The organism is Streptomyces sp. NPDC031479, assembly GCF_055581065.1.
Genome location: NZ_JBVIKC010000014.1, coordinates 26,991 through 52,159 on the forward strand (window position 1 = coordinate 26,991; position 25,169 = coordinate 52,159).

Here is a 25,169-nt window from a genome sequence, read left to right on the forward strand (position 1 = left end):
GGGAGCGCGGTTACGCCGCCGCCACCCACCCACCGCCGCACGACCGGGCGGTAGCCGGTAGGCCCGGCACAACACCGACATCAGTGATCTTGAGGGGGGTACGCGTGAGGCACAGCAGCGTGCGGGGGGAGGGGGCGCCCGACCAGGCCACCGGCGGCATATCCGGCGGGGGGACGGGCGCTTCCGGCGCGGTGCCTCCACCGCGGTCGGGCCAGGGCGGCGGTGGGGCACCCGTGCGGCGCAAGCGCCGGCGGGTGCTGTTCTGGGTGGCGTCCGTGCTGGCGTTCCTGATCCTGGGGACGTCGGCGGCCGGGTACCTCTACTACCGTCATCTCGACGGCAACATCCGCAGCGGGCAGCGCCTCAGCGGTGAGAGCGGCGTGGAGAAGACCCACGCCAACGCCAAGGGCCAGCGCCCGCTGAACATCCTGCTGATCGGCTCCGACAGCCGCAACAAGCCGGAGAACGTGGAACTCGGCGGCAGCAGCGACACCGTGGGGAACCCCCCGCTCGCGGACGTGCAGATGCTGCTGCACGTGTCGGCGGACCGGGAGAACGCCTCGGTCGTGAGCATCCCGCGCGACACCCGGGTCGACATACCCGAGTGCACGGATCCCAAGACCGGCGAGAAGTTCAAGAAGACCAACGCGATGATCAACGAGTCGCTCGGCCGCGGCGGCCCCGGCTGCACGCTGGCCACCTGGGAGAAGCTGACCAACGTCTACATCGACCACTGGATGATGATCGACTTCTCCGGTGTCGTGAAGATGGCCGACGCCGTCGGCGGCGTCCCGGTCTGCGTCAAGGACAACGTCTGGGACCGGCCGCTGCCCACCTCCGGCGGCGGCTCCGGCCTCAAGCTCCAGAAGGGCACGACCCGGGTCAAGGGCGAGCAGGCGCTCCAGTGGCTGCGCACCCGGCACGCGTTCAGCAGCGACCTGGGCCGGGCGCAGGCCCAGCACATGTACATGAACTCGATGATGCGCGAGCTCAAGGGCCAGAACGCCTTCACCGACGTCGGCCGGATCACGGACCTGGCGGAGGCCGGCACCAAGGCGCTGGAGGTCTCCGAGGAGATCGGCTCGGTCAAGAAGCTCTACAACCTGGCCATGCAGCTCAAGGACGTCCCCACCAACCGCATCACGATGACGACGATGCCGACCTTCCAGGACCCGCGGGACGTGGACCGGCTCATCGTGAACCCGGCGGACGCCGACAAGCTGTGGACGATGCTCCGCAAGGACGTCGCGTTCGACAAGAACGGCGAGCCGCAGACCCCGCAGAGCCCCTCGGCCTCCCAGCCCGCGCCGGGCGCCTCGCAGCCGGCCCCCGGAGGCTCGCAGGAGCCGGCCCAGCCCACCCAGGGGGCCTCGAAGGCCCCGGTCACCACCCCGGACAAGATCCCCGTCAACGTGGTCAACGGCACCGCGGCCGGCCAGCCGCTGGCGCCCCACCGGGCGAACGCGATCGCGGAGGTCCTGGTCTCCAAGGGCTTCACCGGAGCCCGGGCGGACAGCGCGCTGACCCCGGAGAAGACCACCGTGGTGCGCTACCCGACGCCCGAACTGGCGGACGAGGCGCAGAGCGTGGCGGCGTCCCTGGGCATCCCGGGCACGGCGGTGCAGCAGTCGGACGAGGTCTCGAAGATCACGCTGGTCGTGGGCGCGGACTGGCGCGAGGGCAACGGCTTCCCGCAGCAGACCCCGCCGCCGGCCGGTGCGATCCCGGACACGGCCGACGCGATCAACGGCTCCGACACCGGTGCCTGCATGGACGTCTACAAGCCGTACCGCTGGTGACGCGGCGCCGCTGAGCCGGCTCCGCGCAACGCCGAAGGGGTGACCCGGTCCGTACGGACCGGGTCACCCCTTTCGCGTCGGTGCCCCGGCCCCTCAGGCCTCGGCCGGGTCGCGGCGCACCGACGGGCGGCGGCTGGCGATGACCTTGCGGGCGAGCGAGCGCGGACTGGTGAGGAAGCCGTAGCCCCAGCACATGTGCATCGTGGCGAGGGCCACGGGGATCTGCGCCCTGGCCTTCAGCGGCAGCCCCTTGCCCGCCGGGACGGAGCCGGCGGTGATCGCGGCGAGGTAGCCGGCCGGGACGGCGAACGCCCACGGGCTGACGGCGACACCCGCGACCACCCCGGCCGCGATCGCGCAGACGGCGGTCGGCGGGGCCAGGTAGCGCAGGTTGATGGAGCCGGCGTGGTAGCGGGCCACCACGTGCCGCCAGCGGCCGTAGTCCTTGTACTGCTTGGCGAGGGCCCGCACCGAGGGCCGTGGGCGGTACTGGACCTTCAGCTCGGGCGAGAACCAGATGAGACCGCCGGCCTCGCGGATGCGGAAGTTCAGCTCCCAGTCCTGGGCGCGGATGAACTCCTCGTTGTACCCGCCCTGCTGTTCGAGGGCCTCGCGGCGGAAGACGCCGAGGTAGACGGTCTCGGCCGGGCCGGCCTGTCCACCGGTGTGGAAGGCCGCGTTGCCGACGCCGATCTTCGAGGTCATCGCGGCGGCGACGGCGTCCTCCCAGGCGTTCTCGCCCTCGGCGTGCATGATGCCGCCGACGTTCTGCGCCCCGGTCTCCTCCAGGAGGCGGACGGCGGTGGCGATGTAGTTCGGGGAGAGCATGCCGTGGCCGTCGACGCGCACCACGATCGGGTGGCGCGAGGCCTTGATCGCGGCGTTGAGGGCTGCGGGGGTGCGGCCGGTGGGGTTCGGGACGGTGTGGACGCGCGGGTCGTCCCGGACGAGTTCGGCGGCGATCTCGTCGGTGCGGTCCGTGGACGGCCCGAGCGCGATCACCACCTCTATCTCGCCTGCGTACTCCTGTCCGAGGATGTGCCGGACGGAGTCACGCAGGTGACGCTCCTCGTCGAGCACCGGCATGATCACCGAAACTGCGGGCTGCTGGGCGGGCATGTGGTCCTTCACGGTCGGGTATCGGTGTCACGTTACCGCGTACGGGGGAAACGGGTGCGCGGCGGACGAGCGGTACGGACAGAGGCTGATCGTATGGGCCTACTGTTCAGACGAATCAGATGAATATGAATAATCCGCCCGCACTGCCCCCGCGGAGGTGTCCCCCGTGCCCCAACCGCACCGTCCCACCCGACGCGCCCCCGGCTCCCAGCCACCCCGGCCACGGTCCGCGCGCGGCGGCGGAGGCGGTCGCCGGACCGGGCACCGGGAGCCCCGGCCACGCTGGGGGGTGCGGATCGCGGCCGTGCTCTCGCTGGTGGTGCTGGGCTCCGGGGCGGTCGGGCACGCGGTGATGACCGGCCTGGACACCGGCATCGAACGGGTCGATCCGTTCAAGGACATGAAGAACCGCCCGCAGGCCGGTCACGGGGTGAACTTCCTGCTGGTCGGCACCGACGGACGCGAGAAGATCACCCCCGAGGAGAAGCGCGAGTACCGGCTCGGCGGCGCGCCCTGCCACTGCACCGACACCGTGATGCTCGTCCACCTCTCCGCCGACCGGGAACGGGCCAGCGTCATCAGCCTGCCCCGGGACAGCTACGCCGAGGTTCCGGCGCACCAGGACCTGGTCACCGGCAATCCGCACAAGGCCCACCCGGTGAAACTGAACGCCGCCTACGCCGAGGGCGGCCCCAACCTGACCGTACGGACCGTCGAGAACATGACCCGCGTGAAGATCGACCACTACCTGGAGGTCGACTTCACCAGCTTCATGAAGACCGTCGACGCGATGGGCGGCGTCGAGATCTGCACGGCCAAGGCCATGCACGACACCTACACCGGCCTCGACCTGCTCCCCGGCACCCACCGGCTCACCGGCGGCCAGGCCCTGCAGTACGTGCGCTCGCGCCACGTGGACGGGGCCTCCGACCTGGGCCGGATGCAGCGTCAGCAGCGGTTCATCGCCGCCCTGATCAAGCAGGCCACCGGGGGCGGCGTCCTGCTGAACCCGGTGAAGTTCAAGGAGGTCAGCTCCACCCTGCTGGGGTCGGTGCGCGCCGACAGGGGCTTCGGGTCGGAGCAGATGCTGGCGCTCGGACAGGCCATGCGGGGCTTCACCCCCTCCTCGTCGGAGTTCGCCTCCGTGCCGGTCGGGGACCCCTCCTTCCAGGTCAAGGGCATCGGCTCGACGGTGAAATGGGACGAGCCGAAGGCCGCCAAGCTCTTCGAGGCGCTGCGCCAGGACCAGCCGCTGGCCCCCGCCCGCCCCGGGCAGGCCCCGCGCGGGCCCGCGCCGGTCCCGGTCGACGTGCCGCCCCGGCAGATCCGCGTCCAGGTGGAGAACGGGACCCGGATCGACGGGCTCGGCGGGCGGGTGGACGCCGCCCTGCGCGCCACCGGCTTCGACACCACCCAGGCCCCGGCGGCCGGCGCCAGCCGCGAGGTCCGGCGCACGGTGATCGCGTACGACCCCCGCTGGGACCGCTCGGCGCGGACGGTGTCCGCGGCGCTGCCGGGCAGCGAGCTGCGCGCGGTCGCCGGACAGGGGCGCACGGTGCTGGTGATCGCGGGCGCGGACTTCAAGAAGGTCGTGCCGGTGCGGGCCGAGGACCCGTACCAGGGCGAGTTCGGCGTGGTCACCGGGGACCAGGTGGTCTGCGGGAGCTGAACCCCGGCGGGTTCAGCCGGTCCGCTCCAGCAGGGACACGTGCAGCCCGCGCACCTCGGTCGTCGAGGCGACCCGGTAGTGGCCCTTCAGCGCCCACACCTGGTCGGCAGGCAGCCGGTTGTACGGGTCGTCCTTGCCGGTGTCGCGGGTGACGAGCCAGATCCGCCGGGTGTCGCCGAGGCACTGCTCGGGCCGCTCGCACTCCCGCGGGAAGAGGTCGTTCGCGTCCAGCGCCGAACGGGCCGCGAAGACGTCGTGGAGCCGGACCCGGCCGGGCAGGTAGTACTCGATCTGGAAGTCGACCATGTACACCCGGTCGGCGCCGCGGACCGGCACGAAACCGTCGCCGGGCCGGTAGCCCTGCGCGATGACCCGCGCCGCCGCCCGGCCGTCGGAGGTCTCCTTGGCCTGCTCGGTACGCAGGTGACGCTGGTCGGGCACGCCGAGCAGGACCAGCGCGGCCAGCCCGGCCGCCCCGGCCGCACGGGGCTTGAGGGCGGCCAGTCCGGCGGCCGCCAGCACCGCCCACGCGGGCACGGTGAACAGGACGTAGCGGTCGATGAAGTACGAGGTGCTGCCCTGCGAGACCACGTAGACGGCGACGATCGGCATCGCGCCCAGCAGCAGCAGCTCCACGGCGGGGCGCCGGCCCCGGCTCCAGGCCAGCGGCAGCAGGGCCAGCGCGGCGATGCCGAGCCCGACGAGCGGGGAGGCGAAGAGGTTGTCCCACAGACCCGCGATGTCCCGCATCCGCGGGGTCTTGATCCAGCTGATCTGCCGGCCGACCTGCTGACGCCCCAGCAGCACCAGCGGAATCACCGGCAGCAGCCCGGCGACGGCCGCCAGGGCGAACGTGAGCACCGTGCGCCCGCGCCGGTCCCGCCACCAGCGCAGCGCCACGACCATGGCGTGCGGCAGCAGGAACAGCAGGGCCACCATGTGCAGCAGCCCGGCCACCGCGACCGCCGCCGCGTACCCGGCCCAGCGCGCCGGACCCGGCCGCTCCAGCGCCCGCAGCAGCAGCCAGGTCGCGGCCGAGACGGCGAGGACGACGAAGGCGTACGAGCGGGCCTCGGTGCCGTACCGGGTGACGACGGGCAGCAGCGCGAACAGCAGCCCGGCGAAGACGGCGGTGCGGCGGTCGAACAGGGCCCGCGCGGTCAGCACCACCAGGGCGGCGGAGCCGGCCATGGCCAGGGCCGAGGGCAGCCGCAGCATGGCCGCGGAGTCCCCGAACACGGAGACCCAGCCGTGCAGCACCAGGTAGTAGAGGCCGGAGACGGCGTCGACGTGACCCAGCATGGCGAACAGCTCGCCGGTGGAGCGGGAGGCGGCGTTCCAGCTGGCCAGCTCGTCGCGCCAGAGCTGCGGGGTGCCGCCCCGGAAGGCGGTGACCGCGAGGGTCAGCAGCGCCGCCCACAGCCAGTCGGGCCCGGTCAGCCGCCGCGCGCGCGGTCGGGCGGGGGCGGACGGGGCCGCGGCGGTGGTCTGGGTGGCAGTCGGCATCAGGGGTTCTCCGCGGCAGGGCCGGTCGAGGGGCAGGCCGTCGCTCGGGCGGAGCAGCCGGACGTCGACGGACCAGTCTACGGGGCCCCCGTAAGGCACGGGTATGCCCCGGAGCCCGTACGCGACGGGCCGGCGGCGGGCGGCCGCCGGGCGGTCCGGCGGCGTGTGGCGTGTTGCGTGTGGCCTTGGCGGGCGGCCGCCCGCCGCCGGCCCGTCAGTCGTCGAGGCCCTCGGCGGCGCGGCGCTCGCGCAGCTCGGTGATCGCCTGGCGGCGGGCGAGCCGGTGGGTGCGGCGGATCTGCGCCTCCTGGTAGCGGCGCTCGTCCCGCTCGGTCTCCGGGATCACGGGCGGGACCTGGCGGGGCTTGCCGTCGGAGTCGACCGCGGTGAAGACGAGGTAGGCGCTGCCGACCTGGGTGGCGGGGGTGGACTCGTTCCACCGCTCCGCGAGGACCCGTACGCCGATCTCCATCGAGGAGCGGCCGGTCCAGTTGCACTGCGCGCGGACGTGGACCAGGTCGCCGACCCGGACCGGGGCGAGGAAGGCCATCTCGTCCATCGACGCCGTCACGGCGGGCCCGCCCGAGTGCCGCCCGGCCACCGCGCCGGCCGCGTCGTCCACCAGCTTCATGATCACGCCACCGTGCACGGTACCGAGGAGGTTGGTGTCGTTGGCGGTCATGATGTGGCTGAGCGTGGTCCGGGAGGCCGAGATCGGCTTGCCCGCGGGCACCGACGGTATTTCTGTCATGGAGCCACCATAAGTGGGCGCCGCAGGCATCAGCTCTGCAACAGCCGCGGTACGAAGCGTCCACCTGGGTGTCGGGCGACACGCCGCGGCAGGCATCCTTGTGCGCATGAGTGACTGGGACGGGTGGAACGGCGAGCGCGACGCGCGCGGCCGCCGCGATGACGGGTACGGGCGCGGCAGCGGGCAGCCGCAGCCGGAGGGCGCGCAGCGGATGCGCCACGTCCAGCGGCAGCCGCAGCCGCCGCAGCGCCCGGCCCGCCCGCCGGTCCCCCCGCAGGGACCGCCGCAGGGCCGCCCCGGCCACGGAGTGCCGCCGCAGCAGACGCAGGGACCGGACGCCTCGTACGACAGCGGGTACAACACCGGCCAGGTCTACGGCCGGCCCGCGGGCCCCGGCGGTCCGGCGGGACCGGGCCGCCTCGGGCGGCCTGGCGGGAACGGTGGTCCGGGCGGGCCGGCGGGCCCCGCGCCCGACTGGCGCCGGCGGATCAAGATCGGCTCCATCGTGCTGGTCTCCGCGCTCCTGGTCACCTCCATCGGCACCTACTTCTGGGCCGACTCCAAGGTGCGCCGCGAGGTCGACCTCTCCAAGGTGATCGAGCGCCCCAAGGAGGGCGACTGCACCACGTACCTGATCGTCGGCTCCGACAGCCGCGAGGGCATGTCCGACGAGGAGAAGAAGAAGCTCCACACCGGCTCCGCCGAGGGCAAGCGCACCGACTCGATGATGGTCCTGGCGAAGTGCTCCAGCGGGAACACGATGATCTCGCTGCCGCGCGACTCGGACGTGGAGATCCCCTCCTTCATCGGCTCCCAGTCGGGCAAGAAGTTCGCGTCCCAGGGCCGGCGGGTCAAGCTCAACGCGGCGTACGCGGAGGACGGACCGGAACTGCTGGTGCGGACGATCGAGTTCAACACCGGGCTGCGCATCGACCACTACGCCGAGATCGGTTTCGCCGGATTCGCGAACATCGTGGACGCGCTGGGCGGCGTGGAGCTCGACATCGAACAGGGCTTCAAGGACGAGAAGTCGGGCGCCGACTTCAAGGCGGGCCGTCAGACCCTCAACGGCGAACAGTCGCTGGCCTTCGTGCGCACCCGCTACGCCTTCGCCGAGTCGGACCTCCAGCGGACCAAGAACCAGCAGAAGTTCCTGTCGGCGCTGGCGAGCCAGGCGGCCACGCCGGGCACGCTCCTCAACCCCTTCGCCCTCTACCCGGTGATGGGCGCGGGCCTGGACACCCTCGTCGTCGACAAGGACATGGGGCTGTGGGACCTCGGTCAGATGTTCTTCGCGATGAAGGGCATCACATCGGGTGACGGCGTGTCGATGAACATGCCCATTTCCGGCCAGAAGGGCGGCAACCTCGTCTGGGACAAGGCGAAGGTGCAGCAGCTGGTCAAGGAGATCCAGAGCGACCAGAAGGTCACCGTCCGGGGGCAGTGAACCAGCCGCGCGGCAGGCGCGGAACGCGGTGCGATGGGCCACGTGCTGTGGACAGTGCGATGGTTTCTCGTAAGACTGTGGCGGCCCATGCAACGGGGGGGATGCCCGGCTGGGCCCCGCCGTCCGGCGCGGCGCTCAGCACGTTCGGGCACGCGTCCGTCCTGCCCGTGGAGCGTTCATGTCCTTGCACCCGTCCCCGCGCGTCCTCAGCGACCGACGGCAAGACGGCAGACCCTCGGCCTGGCCCGCCCTGCCCCGGCCCGCCCGGTCCACCGGGGAACCGGCGGACCGGCCCCGGCTGCGGATCCTGGACGGGCTGCGGATCCTGGCGGCGGTGCTGGTGCTCATGCACCACTACACCCGCCAAGAGGTGTGGGGACGCGACGCGTTCGGGTGGCTGACCATGGTGGGCCGCTACAGCTGGATGGGCGTGGAGCTGTTCTTCATGATCAGCGGCTTCGTCATCTGCATGTCGGCGTGGGGCCGGCCGCTGGGCTCCTACCTGCGCAGCCGGGTGATCCGCCTCGGACCCGCGTACTGGTTCTGCGTACTGCTCACCATGGGCGTGCTGCTGGCGGTCGGCAAGCCCTTCGGGGGCGCCGGGCCGGGGCTGAGCCAGGTCCTGACGAACCTGACGATGTTCCAGACCCCGCTGGGCAATGCCGAGCTGGACCCCTCGTACTGGACGCTCTGGTCCGAGCTGCGGTTCTACCTGATCTTCGCGGCGGTCGCCTGGACCGGCCTGACGTACCGCAAGGTCCTGAACTTCTGCTGGATCTGGACGGTCGCCTCGCTGCTCGCCCCCGGTTCCGGGCTGCCGATCCTGAACGTCCTCGCGAACCCCACCTACTCCCCGCTGTTCATCTCCGGCATCTGCTTCTACCTGATCCGCCGTGAGGGGCCGCGCGCGGGCGAGCCGTGGGTACTGCTCGCGTTCTCCTGGCTGCTGACGCAGCGCTGGCTGAACGACATCGTCCACTGGAACACCGTCAAGGGCGACCGGCTGTCCTGGGAGATGTGCCTGCTCGTCGTGACCCTGTGCTACGTGGTCATGGCCGCCGTGGCCCTGGGATGGCTGGACCGGATCGACTGGCGCTGGCTGTCGGTCGCGGGCGCGATGTCCTACCCGCTCTACCTGCTGCACCAGCAGATCGGCGTGACGCTGCTGCGGATGTGGCGGCAGGACGTGGAGCCGTGGACGCTCCTGCTGTCGGCGACGGCCGTGATGCTGCTGGCCTCGTGGCTGATCCAGCGGTTCGTGGAGCGGCCGGCGGCCCGGCGGCTCAAGCGGTTCCTGGAGGCCCGTCCGGGCGGCGGCGAACGGACCAAGCCCCTGCGCGAGACGCCGTAGGGGGCGGCCCGCGGACGTCGGCTCCGGACACGAACTCCGGACACGAAGGAAGGGGCACCCCTCTCGGGGTGCCCCTTCCTCGGTGTTCGCGTGCGCGTGTCCCTACGCGCCCGCCTGCCCGGCTACTTGCCGGCGCGGGCGCGGAGCTTCCACGGCATGGCGATGGACTCCAGCTGGACGGCCAGGTTCATCTTGGACTCGCCGACGGTGCGGTCCTCGAAGTGGATCGGGACCTCCATCACCTGGAAGCCGCGGCGCAGGGCCTTGAACTTCATCTCCACCTGGAAGCTGTAGCCGGCGCTGCCGATCGACGCGAGGTCGATCGCCTTCAGCGCGTCGGCGCTCCACAGGTTGAAGCCGCCCGTGATGTCGCGGACGCGGGTGCCCAGGATGGTGCTCGCGTAGGCGTTGGCCCAGCGGGAGAGCAGCTTGCGGTGCGCGCCCCAGGCGTCGGAGAGGGTGCCGCCCGGAACGTAGCGGGAGCCGACGACGAGACCGGCGCCGGTGGAGCGGGCGACGCCCAGCATCTCGGCGATCTTGCCGGCCGGGTGGGAGCCGTCCGCGTCCATCTGGAGCACGTACTCGGCGCCGTCTTCGACGGCCTTGGCCATGCCGGCGGCGTAGGCGCGGCCGAGGCCGTCCTTCGCGGTGCGGTGCAGGACCGACATGCGCGGCTTGCCGTCCTCGGTGAGGAAGCCCTCCGCCAGCTCGTCGGCGATCTTGCCGGTGCCGTCGGGCGAGGAGTCGTCGACGACCAGCAGGCGCAGGCCCGGCTGGTCGAGACCCATGAGCAGCTCCACCATGCCCGGCAGGTTGCCCGCCTCGTTGTAGGTCGGCATGACCACGGTGAGCGGGGTGTGTGCCCAGGTGTCGGGGAGCTTCGTGGTTGCGACGTCGGTCGCGCGGGGAGTCTGCTGCTCGCCTATCACAGGTTGTGCCTCACTGAAGTTGGTCACCGGTCGGAGGAGAAGCGGACGGCGGCGTCGGGCAGTTCAGCCTCGCACCACACCCGCACCCCTGCGCGAAGTTCGTTGTCGGCCCCTACGACGGCACCGTCTCCGACGACCGCGCCGTTCACCACCGTGCGCGAACCCACCGAGGCGCCGGCGCCGATGAGGCTGGCGCTCACCACCGTGTCCGGGCCGAGGGTCGCACCGTCCAGCACGATCGAGCCCTGGACGACCGCGCCCGATTCGATCCGGGCGCCGGCACCCACCACCGTACCGCCCGACAGCTTGGCTCCGTCCGCCACCACGGCACCCGGGAGGACCAGGGCCTCGCCGCGGGGGCCGGGGACGGCCGGGGAGCTCACGATGCCGCGCACGAGGTCGGCCGAGGCCTGCACGAAGGACTCGGGCTTGCCGAGGTCCAGCCAGTAGGTGTCCTCGGTGACGCCGTGCAGCCTGGCGCCGGAGTCCAGCAGACCGGGGAAGGTCTCGCGCTCGACGGATACCGGCCGGCCGGCCGGGATGGAGTCGATGACGCTGCGGCGGAAGACGTAGCAGCCGGCGTTGATCTGGTCGGTGATGATCTCTTCGGGGGTCTGCGGCTTCTCCGTGAAGGCCAGCACCCGCCCCTCGGAGTCGGTGGGCACCAGGCCGAAGGCGCGCGGGTCCTCGACCCGCACCAGGTGCAGGGAGACGTCGGCGTCGGCCGCCTGGTGGGACTCGACCAGGCCGGCGATGTCCAGGCCGGTCAGGATGTCGCCGTTGAAGACGAGGACGGGGGAGTCCGGGCCTCCGGTCAGCCGCTGCGCGGCGTTGCGGATGGCACCGCCGGTGCCCAGCGGCTCGTCCTCGACGACGTATTCGAGGGTGATGCCGAAGTCGGAACCGTCGCCGAAGTAGGGCTCGAAGACCTCGGCGAGGTAGCAGGTGGCCATCACGATGTGGGTGACACCGGCGGCTGCGGCCCTGGCTATCTGGTGGGCGAGGAAGGGAACGCCTGCCGCGGGAACCATCGGCTTGGGGGTGTTCACCGTCACGGGGCGCAGTCGCGTCCCCTGCCCGCCGACCAGCAGGATCGCTTCCGTCATTGTTTTCTCCCCAACCGGTTCGGGCGTACGAAGGTTCAAATTTAGCCCATCCGGGGACATGCCAAGGCCGTGGGCGGGCCCGGCGGGGGCCGCCACGGCCACGTTCCGGTTACGGGCGGACGGCCGCGCGGAGACGGGCGGATTGCGGCACATCGGACACCCCTGCGCGCGGCCGTCCTCTATATATGAGGACGCATCACGTGCGCCCGCCCAGCTGGTGGACCATCACCGCTGGTCAGAGAGGTGCGCCGGGGTTCGCCCCGTCGCGTGGCGCGTCGGGCGCCGCCGGACCCCTCCGTAACGGATCCGGTGCGCAAGGGTGCTTCGGCCGCCCCGGTTGACGGCCGGTTGTTCCGAACCTGTCGGCAACCCGTTACGAACCCTTGCCCCTTCTCCACGCGGAAGGCCCCCGACGGGACGCCGGGGGCCTTCCGCGCGCGCGGGACCGCTACGGCAGGTTGCGGGCCATGACGATCCGCTGGACCTGGTTCGTGCCTTCATAAATCTGCGTGATCTTCGCGTCGCGCATCATGCGCTCGACCGGGTAGTCACGGGTGTAGCCGTAGCCGCCGAGGAGCTGGACGGCGTCCGTGGTGACCTCCATGGCGACGTCGGAGGCGAAGCACTTGGCCGCGGCGCCGAAGAAGGTGAGGTCGGAATCGACGCGCTCCGACTTGGCGGCGGCCGAGTAGGTCAGCTGGCGGGCGGCCTCGATCTTCATGGCCATGTCCGCGAGCATGAACTGCACGCCCTGGAAGTCGCCGATCGGCTTGCCGAACTGCTTGCGCTCCTGGACGTAGCCCTTGGCGTAGTCCAGCGCGCCCTGGGCGATGCCGAGGGCCTGGGCGGCGATGGTGATGCGGGTGTGGTCGAGGGTCTTCATCGCCGTGGCGAAGCCGGTGCCCTCGGCGCCGATCATGCGGTCGGCGGGGATGCGGACGTTGTCGAGGTAGACCTCGCGCGTCGGGGAGCCCTTGATGCCGAGCTTCTTCTCCGGAGCGCCGAAGGAGACTCCCTCGTCGCCCTTCTCGACGACGAAGGCGCTGATGCCCTTGGAGCGCTTCTCCGGGTCGGTGACGGCCATGACCGTGTAGTACTCGGAGACGCCCGCGTTGGTGATCCAGCGCTTGACGCCGTTGAGGACCCAGAAGTCCCCGTCGCGCACGGCGCGGGTCTTCATGCCGGCGGCGTCGGAGCCCGCGTCGGGCTCGGAGAGCGCGTAGGAGAACATCGCGTCGCCCTTGGCCAGCGGGCCGAGGTACTTGGCCTTGAGCTCCTCCGAGCCGGAGAGGATCACCGGGAGGGAGCCGAGCTTGTTCACGGCCGGGATCAGGGAGGAGGAGGCGCAGACGCGGGCCACCTCCTCGATCACGATCACGGTGGCGAGGGCGTCGGCGCCGGCGCCGCCGTAGGTCTCGGGGACGTGGACGGCGTGCAGGTCGCTGGCGACCAGGGCGTCGAGGGCCTCCTGCGGGAAGCGGGACTCCTCGTCGACCGCGGCGGCGAACGGCAGGATCTTCGCCTCGGCGAGCGAGCGGACGGACTCGCGGAGCATGTCGTGCTCCTCGGCCGGGCGGTACAGGTCGAAGTCGGCAGAACCCGCCAAGACTCTCACTCCCCATGTGTGATGCGTGATGCTAACTACCGTTAAGTAACCGAAATCTTAGTGTCCGGGGCCCCGTCGGCGATATGTACGGCGTACGTGAGCTGCGTGACAGCGCGGATCCCGCCGGGGAACGTCCCCCACACGGGGCACGACTATGCTCGGTGGCCGCAAACGGCCCCGCACCTCTGGAGCACCCATGGCCCCCCTCAAGATCACTGTGATCGGCACCGGCTACCTCGGCGCGACACACGCCGCCGCGATGGCCGAGCTGGGCTTCGAGGTGCTCGGGCTGGACGTGGTCCCGGAGAAGATCGAGATGCTGGCCGGCGGCCGGGTCCCCATGTACGAGCCGGGGCTGGAGGAGTTGCTCGCCGCGCACGTCGCCGGGCTGCCGGGCTCGACGGGCCGGCTGCGGTTCACCACCTCCTGGGAAGAGGTCGGGGAGTTCGGCGACGTCCACTTCGTCTGCGTGAACACCCCGCAGAAGCACGGCGAGTACGCCTGCGACATGTCCTACGTCGACTCCGCGATGGCCTCGCTGGCCCCGCACCTGACGCGGCCGGTGCTGGTCGTCGGCAAGTCGACCGTGCCGGTGGGCTCGGCGGAGCGGCTCGCGGCGAAGCTCGTGGAGCTGGCTCCGGCCGGCGCGGACGTGGAGCTGGCCTGGAACCCGGAGTTCCTGCGCGAGGGCTTCGCCGTGCAGGACACCCTGCACCCCGACCGGATCGTCATCGGCGTACGGGGCGAGCGCGGCGAGAAGGTGCTGCGGGAGGTGTACGCGACGCCGATGGCGGAGGGGACCCCGCTGGTGGTGACCGACTTCCCGACCGCCGAGCTGGTCAAGACGGCGGCCAACTCCTTCCTCGCGACCAAGATCTCCTTCATCAACGCGATGGCCGAGGTCTGCGAGGCCGCGGGCGGCGACGTGGTCAAGCTGGCGGAGGCCATCGGCCACGACGAGCGGATCGGCGCGAAGTTCCTGCGCGCGGGCATCGGCTTTGGCGGCGGCTGCCTGCCCAAGGACATCCGGGCCTTCATGGCCCGGGCCGGCGAACTCGGCGCCGACCAGGCCCTGACCTTCCTGCGGGAGGTCGACTCCATCAACATGCGCCGCCGCGGGCACATGGTGGAGCTGGCCCGCGACGCGGTCGGCGGTTCCTTCCTCGGCAAGCGGGTCGCCGTCCTCGGCGCCACCTTCAAGCCCGACTCGGACGACGTCCGCGACTCGCCCGCGCTCAACGTCGCCGGGCAGATCCACCTCCAGGGCGGGCAGGTCACCGTCTACGACCCGAAGGGCATGGACAACGCCCGCCGCGTCTTCCCCACCCTCGGCTACGCCGGCTCCGCGCTGGAGGCCGCCCGTGGCGCCGAGGTCGTCCTGCACCTCACCGAGTGGCGCGAGTTCCGCGACCTGGACCCCGCGGCCCTCGGCGAGACCGTCACCGACCGCCTGATCCTCGACGGGCGGAACGCGCTGGACCCGGAGCGGTGGCGGGCCGCCGGCTGGACCTACCGGGCCATGGGGCGGCCGCACGCGTAAGGGATTTGGGGGGGTACGGAGGCTGACCTGGGCGTATCCCCCTACCCCGTTTCGACCGCTCGCACCCAAGTAAGTGGAATAAATGACTGGGTAGACTTCGGGCCGATGACCACGACCAGCAGCCCCCCGACCAACCCCACCGCATCTGCGACGGCGGCGCCCGCCACGCGTGACCGGCGGGGATCCTTCGAAGCAGCCATGCGAGGACGCGGAGCCCGGCTGGGCATCGCGGGCTTCTGGCTGGCCAGTCGGGCCGCGATGCTCTGGATGCTCGTCAACGACTTCTTCAGCTCGAACGTCGTACGGGTAGAGATCACCGCGACCTATCACAACTGGTACAACGTCCTCGTCACGTGGACGATGCCGCACAACGACATCATGTGGCAGTACCCCCCGGCAGCCGCGGCGATCTTCCTGTCGCCCGACCTCCTGCCGTTCCTCACCTACTTCCAGGCCTTCGTCGCCCTGACGGTGCTCTGTGACGCGGTGGTCCTCGTCGGCCTGATGCGCGCCGCCCGCCGTGACGACGGCAGCATGGCCGGCGCCCTCGTGTGGCTCGTCACGCTGCCGATGCTGATGGCCACCCCGTTCGCCCGCTACGACGTCCAGGTCACCCTGCTCGCCGTGGCCTCGCTGCTCTGCCTGCGCTACCGCCCGAAGCTCGGCGGGGTCATCGCCGGCATCGGCGCCATGGTCAAGGTGTGGCCGCTGCTCACCCTGCTCGGGACCCCGCGCGGCAAGTCGACGCGCGAGGCCTTCATCTCCGCCGCGCTCTCCTGCGTCGCGCTGCTCGCCGTCTTCGCCGCGCTGTTCCGCGACACCCTCGGCTTCCTGGGCAACCAGGGCGACCGCGGTGTCCAGGTCGAGTCCCTCGGCGGCAGCGCGCTGATGGCGGCCCGGCTCGTCCACCTGTGGCCCGGGAAGATCAACTTCCAGTACGGCGCCTTCGAGTACGTCGGCCCGTACGTCTCCAGCATCGCGCGGGCCTCCCTCGCGCTGACGGTGATCGGCTTCCTGCTGCTCCTGCTGTGGCGCGTGAAGGCGAACCGCTGGTCGACCGCGACCCCGTTCGACGCCGCGCTCTGCGCCATCATGGTGTTCACGGTCACCAGCCGCGTCATCAGCCCGCAGTACATGATCTGGCTGCTCGGCCTCGCGGCCGTCTGCCTGACGTCCCGGCACACCACCCAGCGGCCGATCGCCTGGCTGCTCGTGATCGCCACCGCGCTCACCACGCTGATCTTCCCGGTCTGGTACGGCTCGGACATCCTGACCAACTCCACGCTCGGCACGATCCTGCTGTGCGCGCGCAACGGCCTGCTGCTGTACGCCACGGTCTGGTCCGGCGTGCGCCTGTGGAAGGCGACCGTGCTGCCCAAGGACAGCCTGGCCGCCCAGTCCGCCTAAGGAGTTCTGCGGTGCTGTGCGGCGCGGGCCGTGAACTCCGCGTCGCGCAGCACCCTCTGGGCGTTGCCCCAGGTCAGCAGGGCCAGGTCGGACTCCGGCCAGCCCCGCTCCAGTAGTTCCGCGAGGAGTCTGGGGTAGCCCGAGGGATCGGTGAGCCCCGCCGGACGGGGTGTCGCCCCCTCGGCGCCGAAGGCGGCTCCCAGTCCCACGCACTCCGGGCCGGCGACCGCCCGCAGGTGGTCGAGGTGGTCCGCCACCGCGTGCAGGGAGTCCCCCGTCCGCGCGGTGTCGAAGGTGACCATCGCCAGACCGCCGGCCGCCCTCAGCGCCAGCAGCACCTCGTCGGTGACGTTGTCCGGGTGCGCGGTGAGCGCCGCCGCCCCCGTGTTCGAGACGATCACCGGTGCCTTCGAGGCGGCCGTGAGCTGACAGGCCGCCACCGGCGGGCAGCCCGTGAGGTCCAGCAGCATCGCGAGCCGGTTCACCTCCTTGACCACCTCGTGGCCGAAGGCCGTCAGCCCCTCCAGCGCCCAGGGCGCCCCCGCCGGCGCGAGGATCCTTACGCCCAGCGTGTGGAAGGCCCTCAGCGCGCCCAGCGAATCGCTCAGGGTACGTCCGGACACCGGGCCGAGGTACGAGGCGATCCGGCCCTTGTTGCGGGCGTCCATCATGTCGTCGGCGCTCAGTCCCAGGCGCAGGCCGTCGGGGTAGCGGCGCACCAGGGCGAGCGCGACGTCGATGAGCTCCAGGGTGTCGGAGACCACCCGATCGGCGGCCCCGCCCTCGCGCGTCCGGTCCGGCGGCACGAGCAGCGACCAGAACTGGGCGCCCACGCCACCGGCCCGCAGCCGCGGGATGTCGGTGTCGATGCCGGTGTCGGGGGTGTCGATGTCGTGGTACGGGCTCTGGCTCAGCGTCCAGACGAGGCTGTTGCACCCGTCCGCCACGGGATGTTCGGCGAGCAGCGCGGTGGCTCGCTCCAGGGCGCCGGCCACCGCTTCGGGGGCGGACGCGTCCTCGGCCCCGGCGGATCCGGGGCCCGCCGGGAGGGTGGGGGCGTCGTGCGGGTCGTCCTGCAGGTCGGCCATGGCGTTCGCTCCGGTCTCGGCGGCAGCGGGAGGGGAGGAGATGTGGTGCCACCGTGACATGTGGGGTGGCCGGGGCGCCCGGCGGATGTGGCGTTCGGGTGGAGGAGGGCATGGAAAAGGGGCGGGTCGCGGGGTGGGACCCCGCGACCCGCCCCCGGTGGAGCGTCAGAGGTGGGCGTTCGACGGCCCCCGGGACGCCGACAGGCCACGGGCCACACCTTCGGCGTCGCGCAGCGCCCGTACCGCGTTCGACCAGGTCAGCTTGGCCAGGTCGGCCCGCGACCAGCCGCGCGTGAGCAGCTCCGCGATCAGGTTGGGGTAGCCCGCCACGTCGTCCAGCCCGGACGGGGTGAAGGCGGTGCCGTCGTAGTCCCCGCCGATGCCGATGTGGTCGACGCCGGCCACCGCGCGCATGTGGTCCAGGTGGTCGGCCACGGTGGCCGCGGTGGCCACCGGGCGCGGCCGGCCCGCTTCGAAGGCCCGGTGGAGTTCCATCGCCTCGGGTGAGGTGTCGAGGTGGTGGAGGCCGTGGGCGCGCAGGTTCTCGTCGGCCGCCGCGGTCCACTCCACCGCCGCGGGCAGGATGAACTTCGGCACGAAGGTGGCCATCGCCACGCCGCCGTTGACGGGCAGCAGCTCCAGCACGTCGTCGGGGACGTTGCGCGGGTGGTCGCAGACGGCCCGCGCCGAGGAGTGCGAGAAGATCACCGGCGCGGCGGAGACGGCGATCGCGTCGCGCATGGTCGTCTCCGCCACGTGCGAGAGGTCCACCAGCATGCCGACGCGGTTCATCTCGCGGACGACCTCGCGGCCGAAGTCCGTGAGCCCGCCGTGGCGGGGCTCGTCGGTCGCCGAGTCCGCCCAGTCGATGGTGTCGTTGTGGGTGAGCGTCATGTACCGCACGCCGAGGCGGTGCAGGGCGCGCAGGGTGGCGAGCGAGTTGTTGATGGAGTGGCCGCCCTCGGCGCCCATCAGGGAGGCGATCCTCCCCCGTTCGCGGGCCGCCTCCATGTCGTCCGCCGTCAGCGCCCGCACCAGGGTGTCCGGGTAACGGTCGATCAGCTGGCCGACCGCGTCGATCTGCTCCAGGGTGGCGCTGACCGCCTCGTCACCCGCGAAGTCGGAGCGCACGTACACGGACCAGAACTGCGCGCCGACCCCGCCGGCGCGCAGCCGGGGGATGTCGGTGTGCAGGTGGGCGGACTGGTCGGCGCCGATGTCGCGCCGGTCCAGGTCGTAGCGGACCTGGTTGCGCAGCGCCCAGGGCAGGTCGTTGTGCCCGTCGACGACCGGGTGCTCCGCGAGCAGGCCGCGCGCCTCCTCCAGGCGCTGCGCCGCGCTCACTTGCCGAATCCGAAGGAGTCCGCGCCGGCGACCTTCGTCCGCAGCCGCTTGCCCTTCTCGGTGGCCTGGTCGTTCAGCTCCTGCTGGAACTCGCGCATCCGGGTGAGCAGCTCCGGGTCGTGCGCGGCCAGCATCCGTACGGCCAGCAGGCCGGCGTTGCGCGCCCCGGCGACGGAGACGGTGGCGACGGGAACCCCGGCGGGCATCTGGACGATCGAGAGCAGCGAGTCCATGCCGTCGAGGTACTTCAGCGGCACCGGGACCCCGATGACCGGGAGCGGGGTGACCGAGGCGAGCATCCCGGGCAGGTGGGCGGCCCCGCCCGCGCCCGCGATGATCGCCTTCAGGCCGCGGCCGGCGGCCTGCTCGCCGTACGCCACCATCTCGCGGGGCATCCGGTGGGCGGAGACGACGTCGACCTCGTACGGGATCTCGAACTCGTCCAGTGCCTGGGCGGCGGCCTCCATGACCGGCCAGTCGGAGTCCGAACCCATGACGATGCCGATGACGGGACCTGCGTTAGCGGTGCTCATGCGGTGATGGTTCCTCTGAGGTAGCCGGCTGCGTGACGTGCGCGCTCCAGCACATCGTCCAGGTCGTCGCCGTAGGTGTTGACGTGGCCGACCTTGCGGCCGTGTTTCACGTCCTTGCCGTACATGTGGATCTTCAGCTGGGGGTCGTGGGCCATGCAGTGCAGGTACGCCGCGTACATGTCGGGGTAGTCCCCGCCGAGCACGTTGGCCATGACCGTCCAGCGGGCCCGGGGGCGGGGGTCGCCCAGGGGGAGGTCCAGGACCGCGCGGACGTGGTTGGCGAACTGGGAGGTGACCGCGCCGTCCTGGGTCCAGTGGCCGCTGTTGTGCGGGCGCATGGCCAGTTCGTTGACGAGGATGCGGCCGTCGGTGGTCTCGAACAGCTCCACGGCCAGGTGGCCGGTCACGTCGAGTTCCTGGGCGATGCGCAGGGCGAGGGCCTGGGCCTCGCCCGCGAGGGCCTCGGAGAGGTTCGGGGCGGGGGCGATCACCGTGTCGCACACGCCGTCCACCTGGATGGACTCGACGACGGGGTACGCGACGGCCTGGCCGTGCGGGGAGCGGACGATGTTGGCGGCGAGCTCGCGGACGAAGTCCACCTTCTCCTCCGCCAGGACGGGGACGCCCGCCTTGAAGGGCGCCTCCGCGTCCTCGGGCGTGCGGACGAACCACACGCCCTTGCCGTCGTACCCGCCGCGCACCGTCTTGAGGATGACCGGGAAGCCGCCCACCTCTTGCGCGAAGGCCGCCGCGTCCGCCGGATCGCGCACGATCCGGTGGCGGGGGCTGGGCGCGCCGATCTCGTCGAGCTTGGCGCGCATCACCCCCTTGTCCTGGGCGTGCACCAACGCGTCGGGCCCCGGGCGGACGGGAATGCCGTCCGCTTCCAGGGCCCGGAGGTGTTCGGTGGGCACGTGCTCGTGATCGAAGGTGATCACGTCGCAGCCGCGCGCGAAGGCGCGCAGTGTCTCCAGATCGCGATAGTCGCCGATGACGACGTCGCTCACGACCTGGGCCGCCGAGTCCTGTGGGGTGTCACTGAGGAGCTTGAATCTGATGCCGAGGGGGATGCCCGCCTCGTGGGTCATGCGGGCGAGCTGCCCGCCGCCGACCATACCGACTACCGGGAACGTCACCACTCCAGGGTATCCGGCGGTATTGCGCCATCCGGACGTGCCCTGGCGCATACCCGTGTGCCGGGCCGTGTGCCGTGCGTCGCAGGGGTGCCGAGGCGCGTACGGAGCCCGGGGGCGACACTTAACATGTCGGGGTTGACGAAATCGAGTGACGCTCCAGCGCGGGGCGGCGACGACGGACAGGGACTGAAGGATCACATGAGTACGTCGAAAGCAGCACCGCTGTCCGAGCGCTTCCGCGGTCTCGCCCGGGAGGCGGCCAAGTTCGGTGCGGTGGGCGGGCTGGGCGTCCTGGTCAACTTCGGTGTGTTCAACCTGCTCCGGAGCACGACCGACCTCCAGACGGTGCGCGCGAACGTCATAGCCATCGTGGTGGCCATCGTCACCAACTACATCGGCTTCCGCTACTTCACGTACCGCGACCGCGACCTGGGCAGCCGCCGCCGCGAGATGGTCCTCTTCGTCCTGTTCAGCCTGATCGGCATGGTCATCGAGAGCGGCGTGCTCTACGCGGCGACGTACGGCTTCGGCTGGGACAGCTCGCTGCAGAACAACGTCTTCAAGTTCCTGGGCATGGCGATCGCCACCGTGTTCCGCTTCTGGTCCTACCGGACCTGGGTCTTCCAGGCCCTGCCCGCGCCGGCGGCGGCCTCGCTGGTCGTCGAGCAGCGGGACGGCCACGACGCGCCGGCCGTGGTGCTCGCCCCGGCGCCGGTCGCGCCGGCCGCGAAGTAGCCCCTCAGCGCACCGTCGGTTCCGGCTCGGTCCGCCGCGGCGCGGTACGGCTGAGGAACAGCGCGAACACCGGCGGCTGGCTCTGGAGCAGCTCCAGTCGGCCGCCGTCCGCCTCCGCGAGGTCCCGGGCGACCGCGAGGCCGATCCCGGTGGAGTTGCGGCCGCTGATCGCCCGCTCGAAGATCCGGTTGCCGAGGTCCGGGGGGACGCCGGGGCCTTCGTCCGTGACCTCCAGTACGGCCTGGTTGCCGGTGACCCGGGTGCGCAGCGCGACGGTGCCGCCCCCGTGCATCAGCGCGTTCTCCACGAGGGTCGCCAGGACCTGGGAGACCGCCCCGGGGGTGCCCACGGCCCGCATCCCCGTCTTCCCGGAGCGCACGATGGCCCTCCCGGCGCTGCGGTAGGCCGGCCGCCACTCCTCCACCTGCTGCTTGACGACCTCGTCCAGGTCGAAGGGGACCGCCGAGCCGGTCCGCGGGTCCCGCGAGTTCGTCAGCAGCCGCTCCACCACGTCCGTGAGCCGCTCCACCTGGGTGAGGGCGATGGTGGCCTCCTCCCGTACGGTCTCCAGGTCGTCGGTGACCGTGATCTCCTCCAGCCGCATCGACAGGGCCGTCAGCGGGGTCCGCAGCTGGTGGGAGGCGTCCGCGGCGAGCCGGCGCTCGGCCGTGAGCATCCGGCCGATCCGCTCCGCGCTGGAGTCGAGCACGTCGGCGACCCGGTCCAGCTCGGGAACCCCGTAGCGCTTGTGCCGGGGCCGCGGGTCGCCCGATCCCAGCCGCTCGGCCGTCTCGGCGAGGTCGGTGAGCGGGGAGGCGAGCCGGTTGGCCTGCCGTACGGCGAGCAGCACGGCCGCGACGACCGCGAGCAGCGCCACCGCCCCGACCACCGCCAGGGTCCGCCCGACCTCCTTGGTGACGGTGGCGCGGGACTCCTCGACGGTCACCACCTCGCCCTGCTCCCCGCGGGCGGTGCCCCGGATGACGCTGTCGGGGATCCGGTCGCCGACCTCGACGACGGGCCGGCCGGGGATGGAGATGCGGGCGTAGGTGCCCAGGTCCAGCTGCTCGGCGAGCGCGGAGGGGTCGACCGGCTTGTGCTCCAGCGCGTCCGCCTCGACGGTGCCCAGCAGCCGCAGGGCCTCGGAGCCGATGCGGTCCTGGGCGCTGCTGGTGATGGTCCGGGTCTCCACGATGACGAGGGAGACCCCGAACACGGCGATCACGACGAGCACCACGGCGAGCGTGGAGTTGATCAGGCGGCGGCGCATGGCTTAGAGGATGCCCTAACGGTGCGGGCTCAGCTCTTCTCGAAGCGGAAGCCGACGCCCCGGACGGTGGCGATGTAGCGGGGGTTCGCGGCGTCGTCGCCCAGCTTCTTGCGGAGCCAGGAGATGTGCATGTCGAGGGTCTTGGTGGAGGACCACCAGGTGGTGTCCCAGACCTCGCGCATCAGCTGGTCGCGGGTGACGACCCGGCCGGCGTCGCGGACCAGGACGCGCAGCAGGTCGAACTCCTTGGCCGTGAGCTGGAGCTCCTCCTCCCCCATCCAGGCGCGGTGGGACTCGACGTCGATGCGCACGCCGTGGGTGGCGGGGGCCTGGGCGGCCTCGTTGGCGCCGCGCCGCAGCAGGGCCCGGACGCGGGCCAGCAGCTCGGCGAGCCGGAAGGGCTTGGTCACGTAGTCGTCGGCGCCGGCGTCGAGGCCGACCACCGTGTCCACCTCGTCGGCCCGGGCGGTGAGGACCAGGATGGGGAAGCCGTGGCCCTCGGCGCGCAGTCGCCGGGCCACCTCCAGGCCGTCCATGCCGGGCAGTCCGAGGTCCAGGACGACGAGGTCGACGCCGCCCTGCAGTCCGGCCTCAAGGGCGGTGGGGCCGTCCTCCCGTACCTCGACCTCGTAGCCCTCCCGGCGCAGGGCGCGGGCCAGGGGTTCCGAGATGGATGCGTCGTCCTCGGCGAGCAGTACACGCGTCATGTGGGTGATGGTAGTCCGCGGCGGCTGCGAGGAGGTGCTTGCCCGCACACCCCTCTCGAACTGGGCTTATGAACTACTAACGGCCTTCGAATATGACGAAACGGTTCCCTGGAAGCCTGTGATCCATCTCTCAAGTCCTTCCATATGGCGCAGTGTCCTGTCGTATGGTGGCGAGACGCCTGATGCACTACCCAGGGGATCTTTGTGCCGTAAAGCGAGCCAAGGACCTCAAATTCTGCTCTGGTCGGTTTCATCCGGCCCAGATGACAGTGAATGACCTGTGGGCCGGGCCCTGCGCGCGATGCAGCGCGGAGGGCGTGGATCCCGGTGACTGCTGTTCCTTCGTCTCCCGACCGGAGCCGAGACCCCAGGGCGTGGGGTGGGACACCCGTCTGCCGGTGCCGGCCACCCCCCACCGGGCGCTGAACAGCTCACGAAGCCGAGCGTCCCGAGCAAGCAAGGATCGACCATGGCTTCCAGCCTGACGAAGGACTCGGCGACCCCGGCCGCCGAGAAGACCTTCTTCGGACACCCCCGTGGCCTGGCCACTCTCTTCATGACCGAGATGTGGGAGCGGTTCAGCTTCTACGGCATGAAGGCCCTCCTCCTCGTCTACCTGCTCTCGGGTGGCCCGGATGCCAAGAAGGGCAGCCTGGCCGGCGGTATCGGGATGGACGAGGGCACGGCGATCACCGTGTTCTCCATCTACGTCTCCATGGTCTACCTGCTCGCCCTCCCGGGCGGATGGCTGGGCGACCGCGTCTGGGGCCCCCGCAAGACGGTGACGATCGCGGCCGTGACGATCATGTCCGGTCACATCATCCTCGCCCTCCCGGGCGGCGCGACCTTCTTCGTCGGCCTGGCGCTGGTGGCGCTCGGCTCCGGTCTGCTGAAGGCCAACATCTCGACGATGGTCGGCCAGCTGTACAAGGACGCGAACGACCCGCGTCGTGACGGCGGCTTCACCATCTTCTACATGGGCATCAACGCCGGCGCCTTCTTCGCGCCGCTGGTGATCGGCACCGTCGGCCAGGAAGTCAACTGGCACCTCGGCTTCGCGCTGGCCGCCGTCGGCATGGGCATCGGCCTGATCGCCTTCCTGCTCGGCACCAAGAACCTGAACCCGGTCAGCTCGGTCGTCCCCAAGCCGCTGTCGGCCGAGGAGCGCTCCGCCTGGATCCGCAAGATCGTCGCCGTCGTCGCGGCCGTGGCCGTGTTCTACACCGCCGTCGCCATGGCCGGCATGTTCACCAAGGCCTGGGCGACCATCCCGCTGACCCTGATCGGCCTGATCATCCCGACCGGTGTCCTCATCCGCATCAAGCGGGACAAGGACCTGTCGGGCACCGAGCAGTCGAAGATGACCGGCTACATCTGGTTCTTCGTCGCCGCCGCCGTCTTCTGGATGATCTACGACCAGGGCGCCTCGACCGTCCAGTCCTTCGGTGAGACCAAGGCCTCCGGCGCGCTGCTCGGCTTCGAGTTCCCCTCGTCCTGGTACCAGTCCCTGAACCCGATCTTCATCATGGCGCTGGCCCCGGTCTTCGCCTGGATCTGGGTGTGGCTGAACCGCAAGGGCAACGAGCCGTCGACCGTCGGCAAGTTCGCCGCGGGCCTGTTCTTCATCGGCGTCTCGTTCTTCTTCTTCCTGGTCCCGATCGCCCTGGCGGCGAACGGCCAGACGGTGAGCCCGATGTGGCTCGTCGGGATCTACCTGATCCAGACGGTCGGCGAGCTGTGCATCTCCCCGGTCGGCCTGTCGGTCACCACCAAGATGGCTCCGGCCAAGTACGCCTCGCAGATGATGGGCGTGTGGTTCCTGGCGGTCACCGCCGGTGACTCCGTCACCAGCCTGCTGTCCGACCCGGCCGTGTTCGGCATCGACCTCAACGGCACCGGCGCGGTGGCGATCGAGGCCACCCTGGCCGTCCTGGCCGGCGTCGCGGTCTTCATGTACCGCAAGAAGGTCAAGGCGCTCATGGGCGACGTGCGCTGACGCACGCCCCCGCGGAAGCCGTGAACGGCCCGGCACACCTCCTGGTGTGCCGGGCCGTTCCGTTGTGCGGGCGGGAGCGGGTTCAGCCTCCCTTCACCTCGGTCGCGAACCCCACGAGGAACGAGGCGCC

Annotated in this window: 20 protein-coding genes; 8 read left to right on the plus strand and 12 right to left on the minus strand. The window is 71.3% G+C overall.

Annotated features, from left to right (window positions below; genetic code table 11):
* The first annotated feature begins 104 nt into the window (after positions 1 to 104).
* A complete protein-coding gene (locus ACZ5D2_RS17665; RefSeq protein WP_371678262.1) occupies positions 105 to 1,799 on the plus strand; it encodes an LCP family protein in 1,695 nt (564 codons plus the stop codon).
* A gap of 93 nt (positions 1,800 to 1,892) precedes the next feature.
* Here ACZ5D2_RS17665 and ACZ5D2_RS17670 read toward each other — a convergent pair whose 3' ends face one another.
* The gene (locus tag ACZ5D2_RS17670) at positions 1,893 to 2,918 is read right to left on the minus strand and encodes a glycosyltransferase family 2 protein (protein ID WP_371678261.1); all 1,026 of its coding nucleotides are present in this window, start codon (positions 2,916 to 2,918) and stop codon (positions 1,893 to 1,895) included.
* 166 nt (positions 2,919 to 3,084) lie between these two features.
* On the opposite strand from ACZ5D2_RS17670, the gene ACZ5D2_RS17675 reads away from it, so the two are divergent.
* A complete protein-coding gene (locus tag ACZ5D2_RS17675; RefSeq protein ID WP_468930210.1) occupies positions 3,085 to 4,587 on the plus strand; it encodes an LCP family protein in 1,503 nt (500 codons plus the stop codon).
* Between the two features lie 12 nt (positions 4,588 to 4,599).
* On the opposite strand, the gene ACZ5D2_RS17680 is transcribed toward ACZ5D2_RS17675, so the two are convergent.
* Both ACZ5D2_RS17680 and ACZ5D2_RS17685 read right to left on the minus strand, forming a co-directional pair.
* Positions 4,600 to 6,093, minus strand: coding sequence for a glycosyltransferase family 39 protein (locus ACZ5D2_RS17680; RefSeq protein WP_468930213.1), 1,494 nt, complete (start codon positions 6,091 to 6,093; stop codon positions 4,600 to 4,602).
* A 214-nt stretch (positions 6,094 to 6,307) separates the two neighbouring features.
* On the minus strand, positions 6,308 to 6,844 hold the full coding sequence (locus ACZ5D2_RS17685) for an acyl-CoA thioesterase (RefSeq protein ID WP_266839406.1): 537 nt from the start codon (positions 6,842 to 6,844) through the stop codon (positions 6,308 to 6,310).
* Positions 6,845 to 6,950: 106 nt separating this feature from the next.
* On the opposite strand from ACZ5D2_RS17685, the gene ACZ5D2_RS17690 reads away from it, so the two are divergent.
* Both ACZ5D2_RS17690 and ACZ5D2_RS17695 read left to right on the plus strand, forming a co-directional pair.
* Positions 6,951 to 8,291: an LCP family protein gene (locus ACZ5D2_RS17690; protein WP_371678257.1), complete on the plus strand. Its 1,341-nt coding sequence runs from the start codon at positions 6,951 to 6,953 to the stop codon at positions 8,289 to 8,291.
* Between the two features lie 178 nt (positions 8,292 to 8,469).
* Positions 8,470 to 9,642, plus strand: a complete 1,173-nt coding sequence (locus tag ACZ5D2_RS17695) for an acyltransferase family protein (protein ID WP_371678256.1) — start codon at positions 8,470 to 8,472, stop codon at positions 9,640 to 9,642.
* 122 nt (positions 9,643 to 9,764) lie between these two features.
* Here ACZ5D2_RS17695 and ACZ5D2_RS17700 read toward each other — a convergent pair whose 3' ends face one another.
* From ACZ5D2_RS17700 to ACZ5D2_RS17710, 3 genes are all read right to left on the minus strand, one after another.
* Complete coding sequence (locus ACZ5D2_RS17700; protein WP_266841684.1) at positions 9,765 to 10,481, minus strand: polyprenol monophosphomannose synthase; 717 nt, start codon at positions 10,479 to 10,481, stop codon at positions 9,765 to 9,767.
* A gap of 113 nt (positions 10,482 to 10,594) precedes the next feature.
* On the minus strand, positions 10,595 to 11,677 hold the full coding sequence (gene manB / locus ACZ5D2_RS17705; protein ID WP_266839409.1) for a mannose-1-phosphate guanylyltransferase: 1,083 nt from the start codon (positions 11,675 to 11,677) through the stop codon (positions 10,595 to 10,597).
* 448 nt (positions 11,678 to 12,125) lie between these two features.
* Positions 12,126 to 13,283 (minus strand): acyl-CoA dehydrogenase family protein, encoded by a 1,158-nt coding sequence (locus ACZ5D2_RS17710; RefSeq protein ID WP_266839411.1) that lies wholly within the window; start codon positions 13,281 to 13,283, stop codon positions 12,126 to 12,128.
* 196 nt (positions 13,284 to 13,479) lie between these two features.
* Between ACZ5D2_RS17710 and ACZ5D2_RS17715 the strand changes: the two genes are divergently transcribed.
* Together ACZ5D2_RS17715 and ACZ5D2_RS17720 are read left to right on the plus strand one after the other, a co-directional pair.
* Positions 13,480 to 14,823 (plus strand): UDP-glucose dehydrogenase family protein, encoded by a 1,344-nt coding sequence (locus ACZ5D2_RS17715; RefSeq protein ID WP_371678255.1) that lies wholly within the window; start codon positions 13,480 to 13,482, stop codon positions 14,821 to 14,823.
* Between the two features lie 105 nt (positions 14,824 to 14,928).
* Positions 14,929 to 16,230 (plus strand): glycosyltransferase 87 family protein, encoded by a 1,302-nt coding sequence (locus tag ACZ5D2_RS17720; protein ID WP_371678254.1) that lies wholly within the window; start codon positions 14,929 to 14,931, stop codon positions 16,228 to 16,230.
* Here the strand turns inward: ACZ5D2_RS17720 and ACZ5D2_RS17725 are convergent.
* The 4 genes from ACZ5D2_RS17725 to ACZ5D2_RS17740 all read right to left on the minus strand — a co-directional run bounded on the left by ACZ5D2_RS17725 (position 16,227) and on the right by ACZ5D2_RS17740 (position 20,331).
* Entirely contained in the window at positions 16,227 to 17,318 is a 1,092-nt protein-coding gene (locus tag ACZ5D2_RS17725) for a membrane dipeptidase (protein ID WP_468930222.1), read from the minus strand. The two genes, ACZ5D2_RS17720 and ACZ5D2_RS17725, sit on opposite strands and share 4 nt — an antisense overlap.
* 165 nt (positions 17,319 to 17,483) lie before the next feature.
* Positions 17,484 to 18,662: a dipeptidase gene (locus tag ACZ5D2_RS17730; RefSeq protein WP_371678252.1), complete on the minus strand. Its 1,179-nt coding sequence runs from the start codon at positions 18,660 to 18,662 to the stop codon at positions 17,484 to 17,486.
* A complete protein-coding gene (gene purE / locus ACZ5D2_RS17735; RefSeq protein WP_371678251.1) occupies positions 18,659 to 19,195 on the minus strand; it encodes a 5-(carboxyamino)imidazole ribonucleotide mutase in 537 nt (178 codons plus the stop codon). The genes ACZ5D2_RS17730 and purE overlap by 4 nt, the downstream gene beginning before the upstream one ends.
* Positions 19,192 to 20,331 (minus strand): 5-(carboxyamino)imidazole ribonucleotide synthase, encoded by a 1,140-nt coding sequence (locus ACZ5D2_RS17740; RefSeq protein WP_371678250.1) that lies wholly within the window; start codon positions 20,329 to 20,331, stop codon positions 19,192 to 19,194. The genes purE and ACZ5D2_RS17740 overlap by 4 nt, the downstream gene beginning before the upstream one ends.
* 198 nt (positions 20,332 to 20,529) lie before the next feature.
* On the opposite strand from ACZ5D2_RS17740, the gene ACZ5D2_RS17745 reads away from it, so the two are divergent.
* The gene (locus ACZ5D2_RS17745; protein ID WP_371678249.1) at positions 20,530 to 21,066 is read left to right on the plus strand and encodes a GtrA family protein; all 537 of its coding nucleotides are present in this window, start codon (positions 20,530 to 20,532) and stop codon (positions 21,064 to 21,066) included.
* Between the two features lie 4 nt (positions 21,067 to 21,070).
* Here the strand turns inward: ACZ5D2_RS17745 and ACZ5D2_RS17750 are convergent, their stop codons facing one another.
* Positions 21,071 to 22,336 carry an ATP-binding protein gene (locus ACZ5D2_RS17750; protein WP_371678248.1) on the minus strand — a complete coding sequence of 422 codons (1,266 nt, stop codon included), beginning with the start codon at positions 22,334 to 22,336 and terminating at the stop codon, positions 21,071 to 21,073.
* Between the two features lie 29 nt (positions 22,337 to 22,365).
* The gene (locus tag ACZ5D2_RS17755; RefSeq protein ID WP_030231763.1) at positions 22,366 to 23,043 is read right to left on the minus strand and encodes a response regulator transcription factor; all 678 of its coding nucleotides are present in this window, start codon (positions 23,041 to 23,043) and stop codon (positions 22,366 to 22,368) included.
* A gap of 469 nt (positions 23,044 to 23,512) precedes the next feature.
* Between ACZ5D2_RS17755 and ACZ5D2_RS17760 the strand changes: the two genes are divergently transcribed.
* On the plus strand, positions 23,513 to 25,039 hold the full coding sequence (locus ACZ5D2_RS17760; protein ID WP_266839425.1) for a peptide MFS transporter: 1,527 nt from the start codon (positions 23,513 to 23,515) through the stop codon (positions 25,037 to 25,039).
* The last annotated feature ends 130 nt before the right edge of the window (positions 25,040 to 25,169 follow it).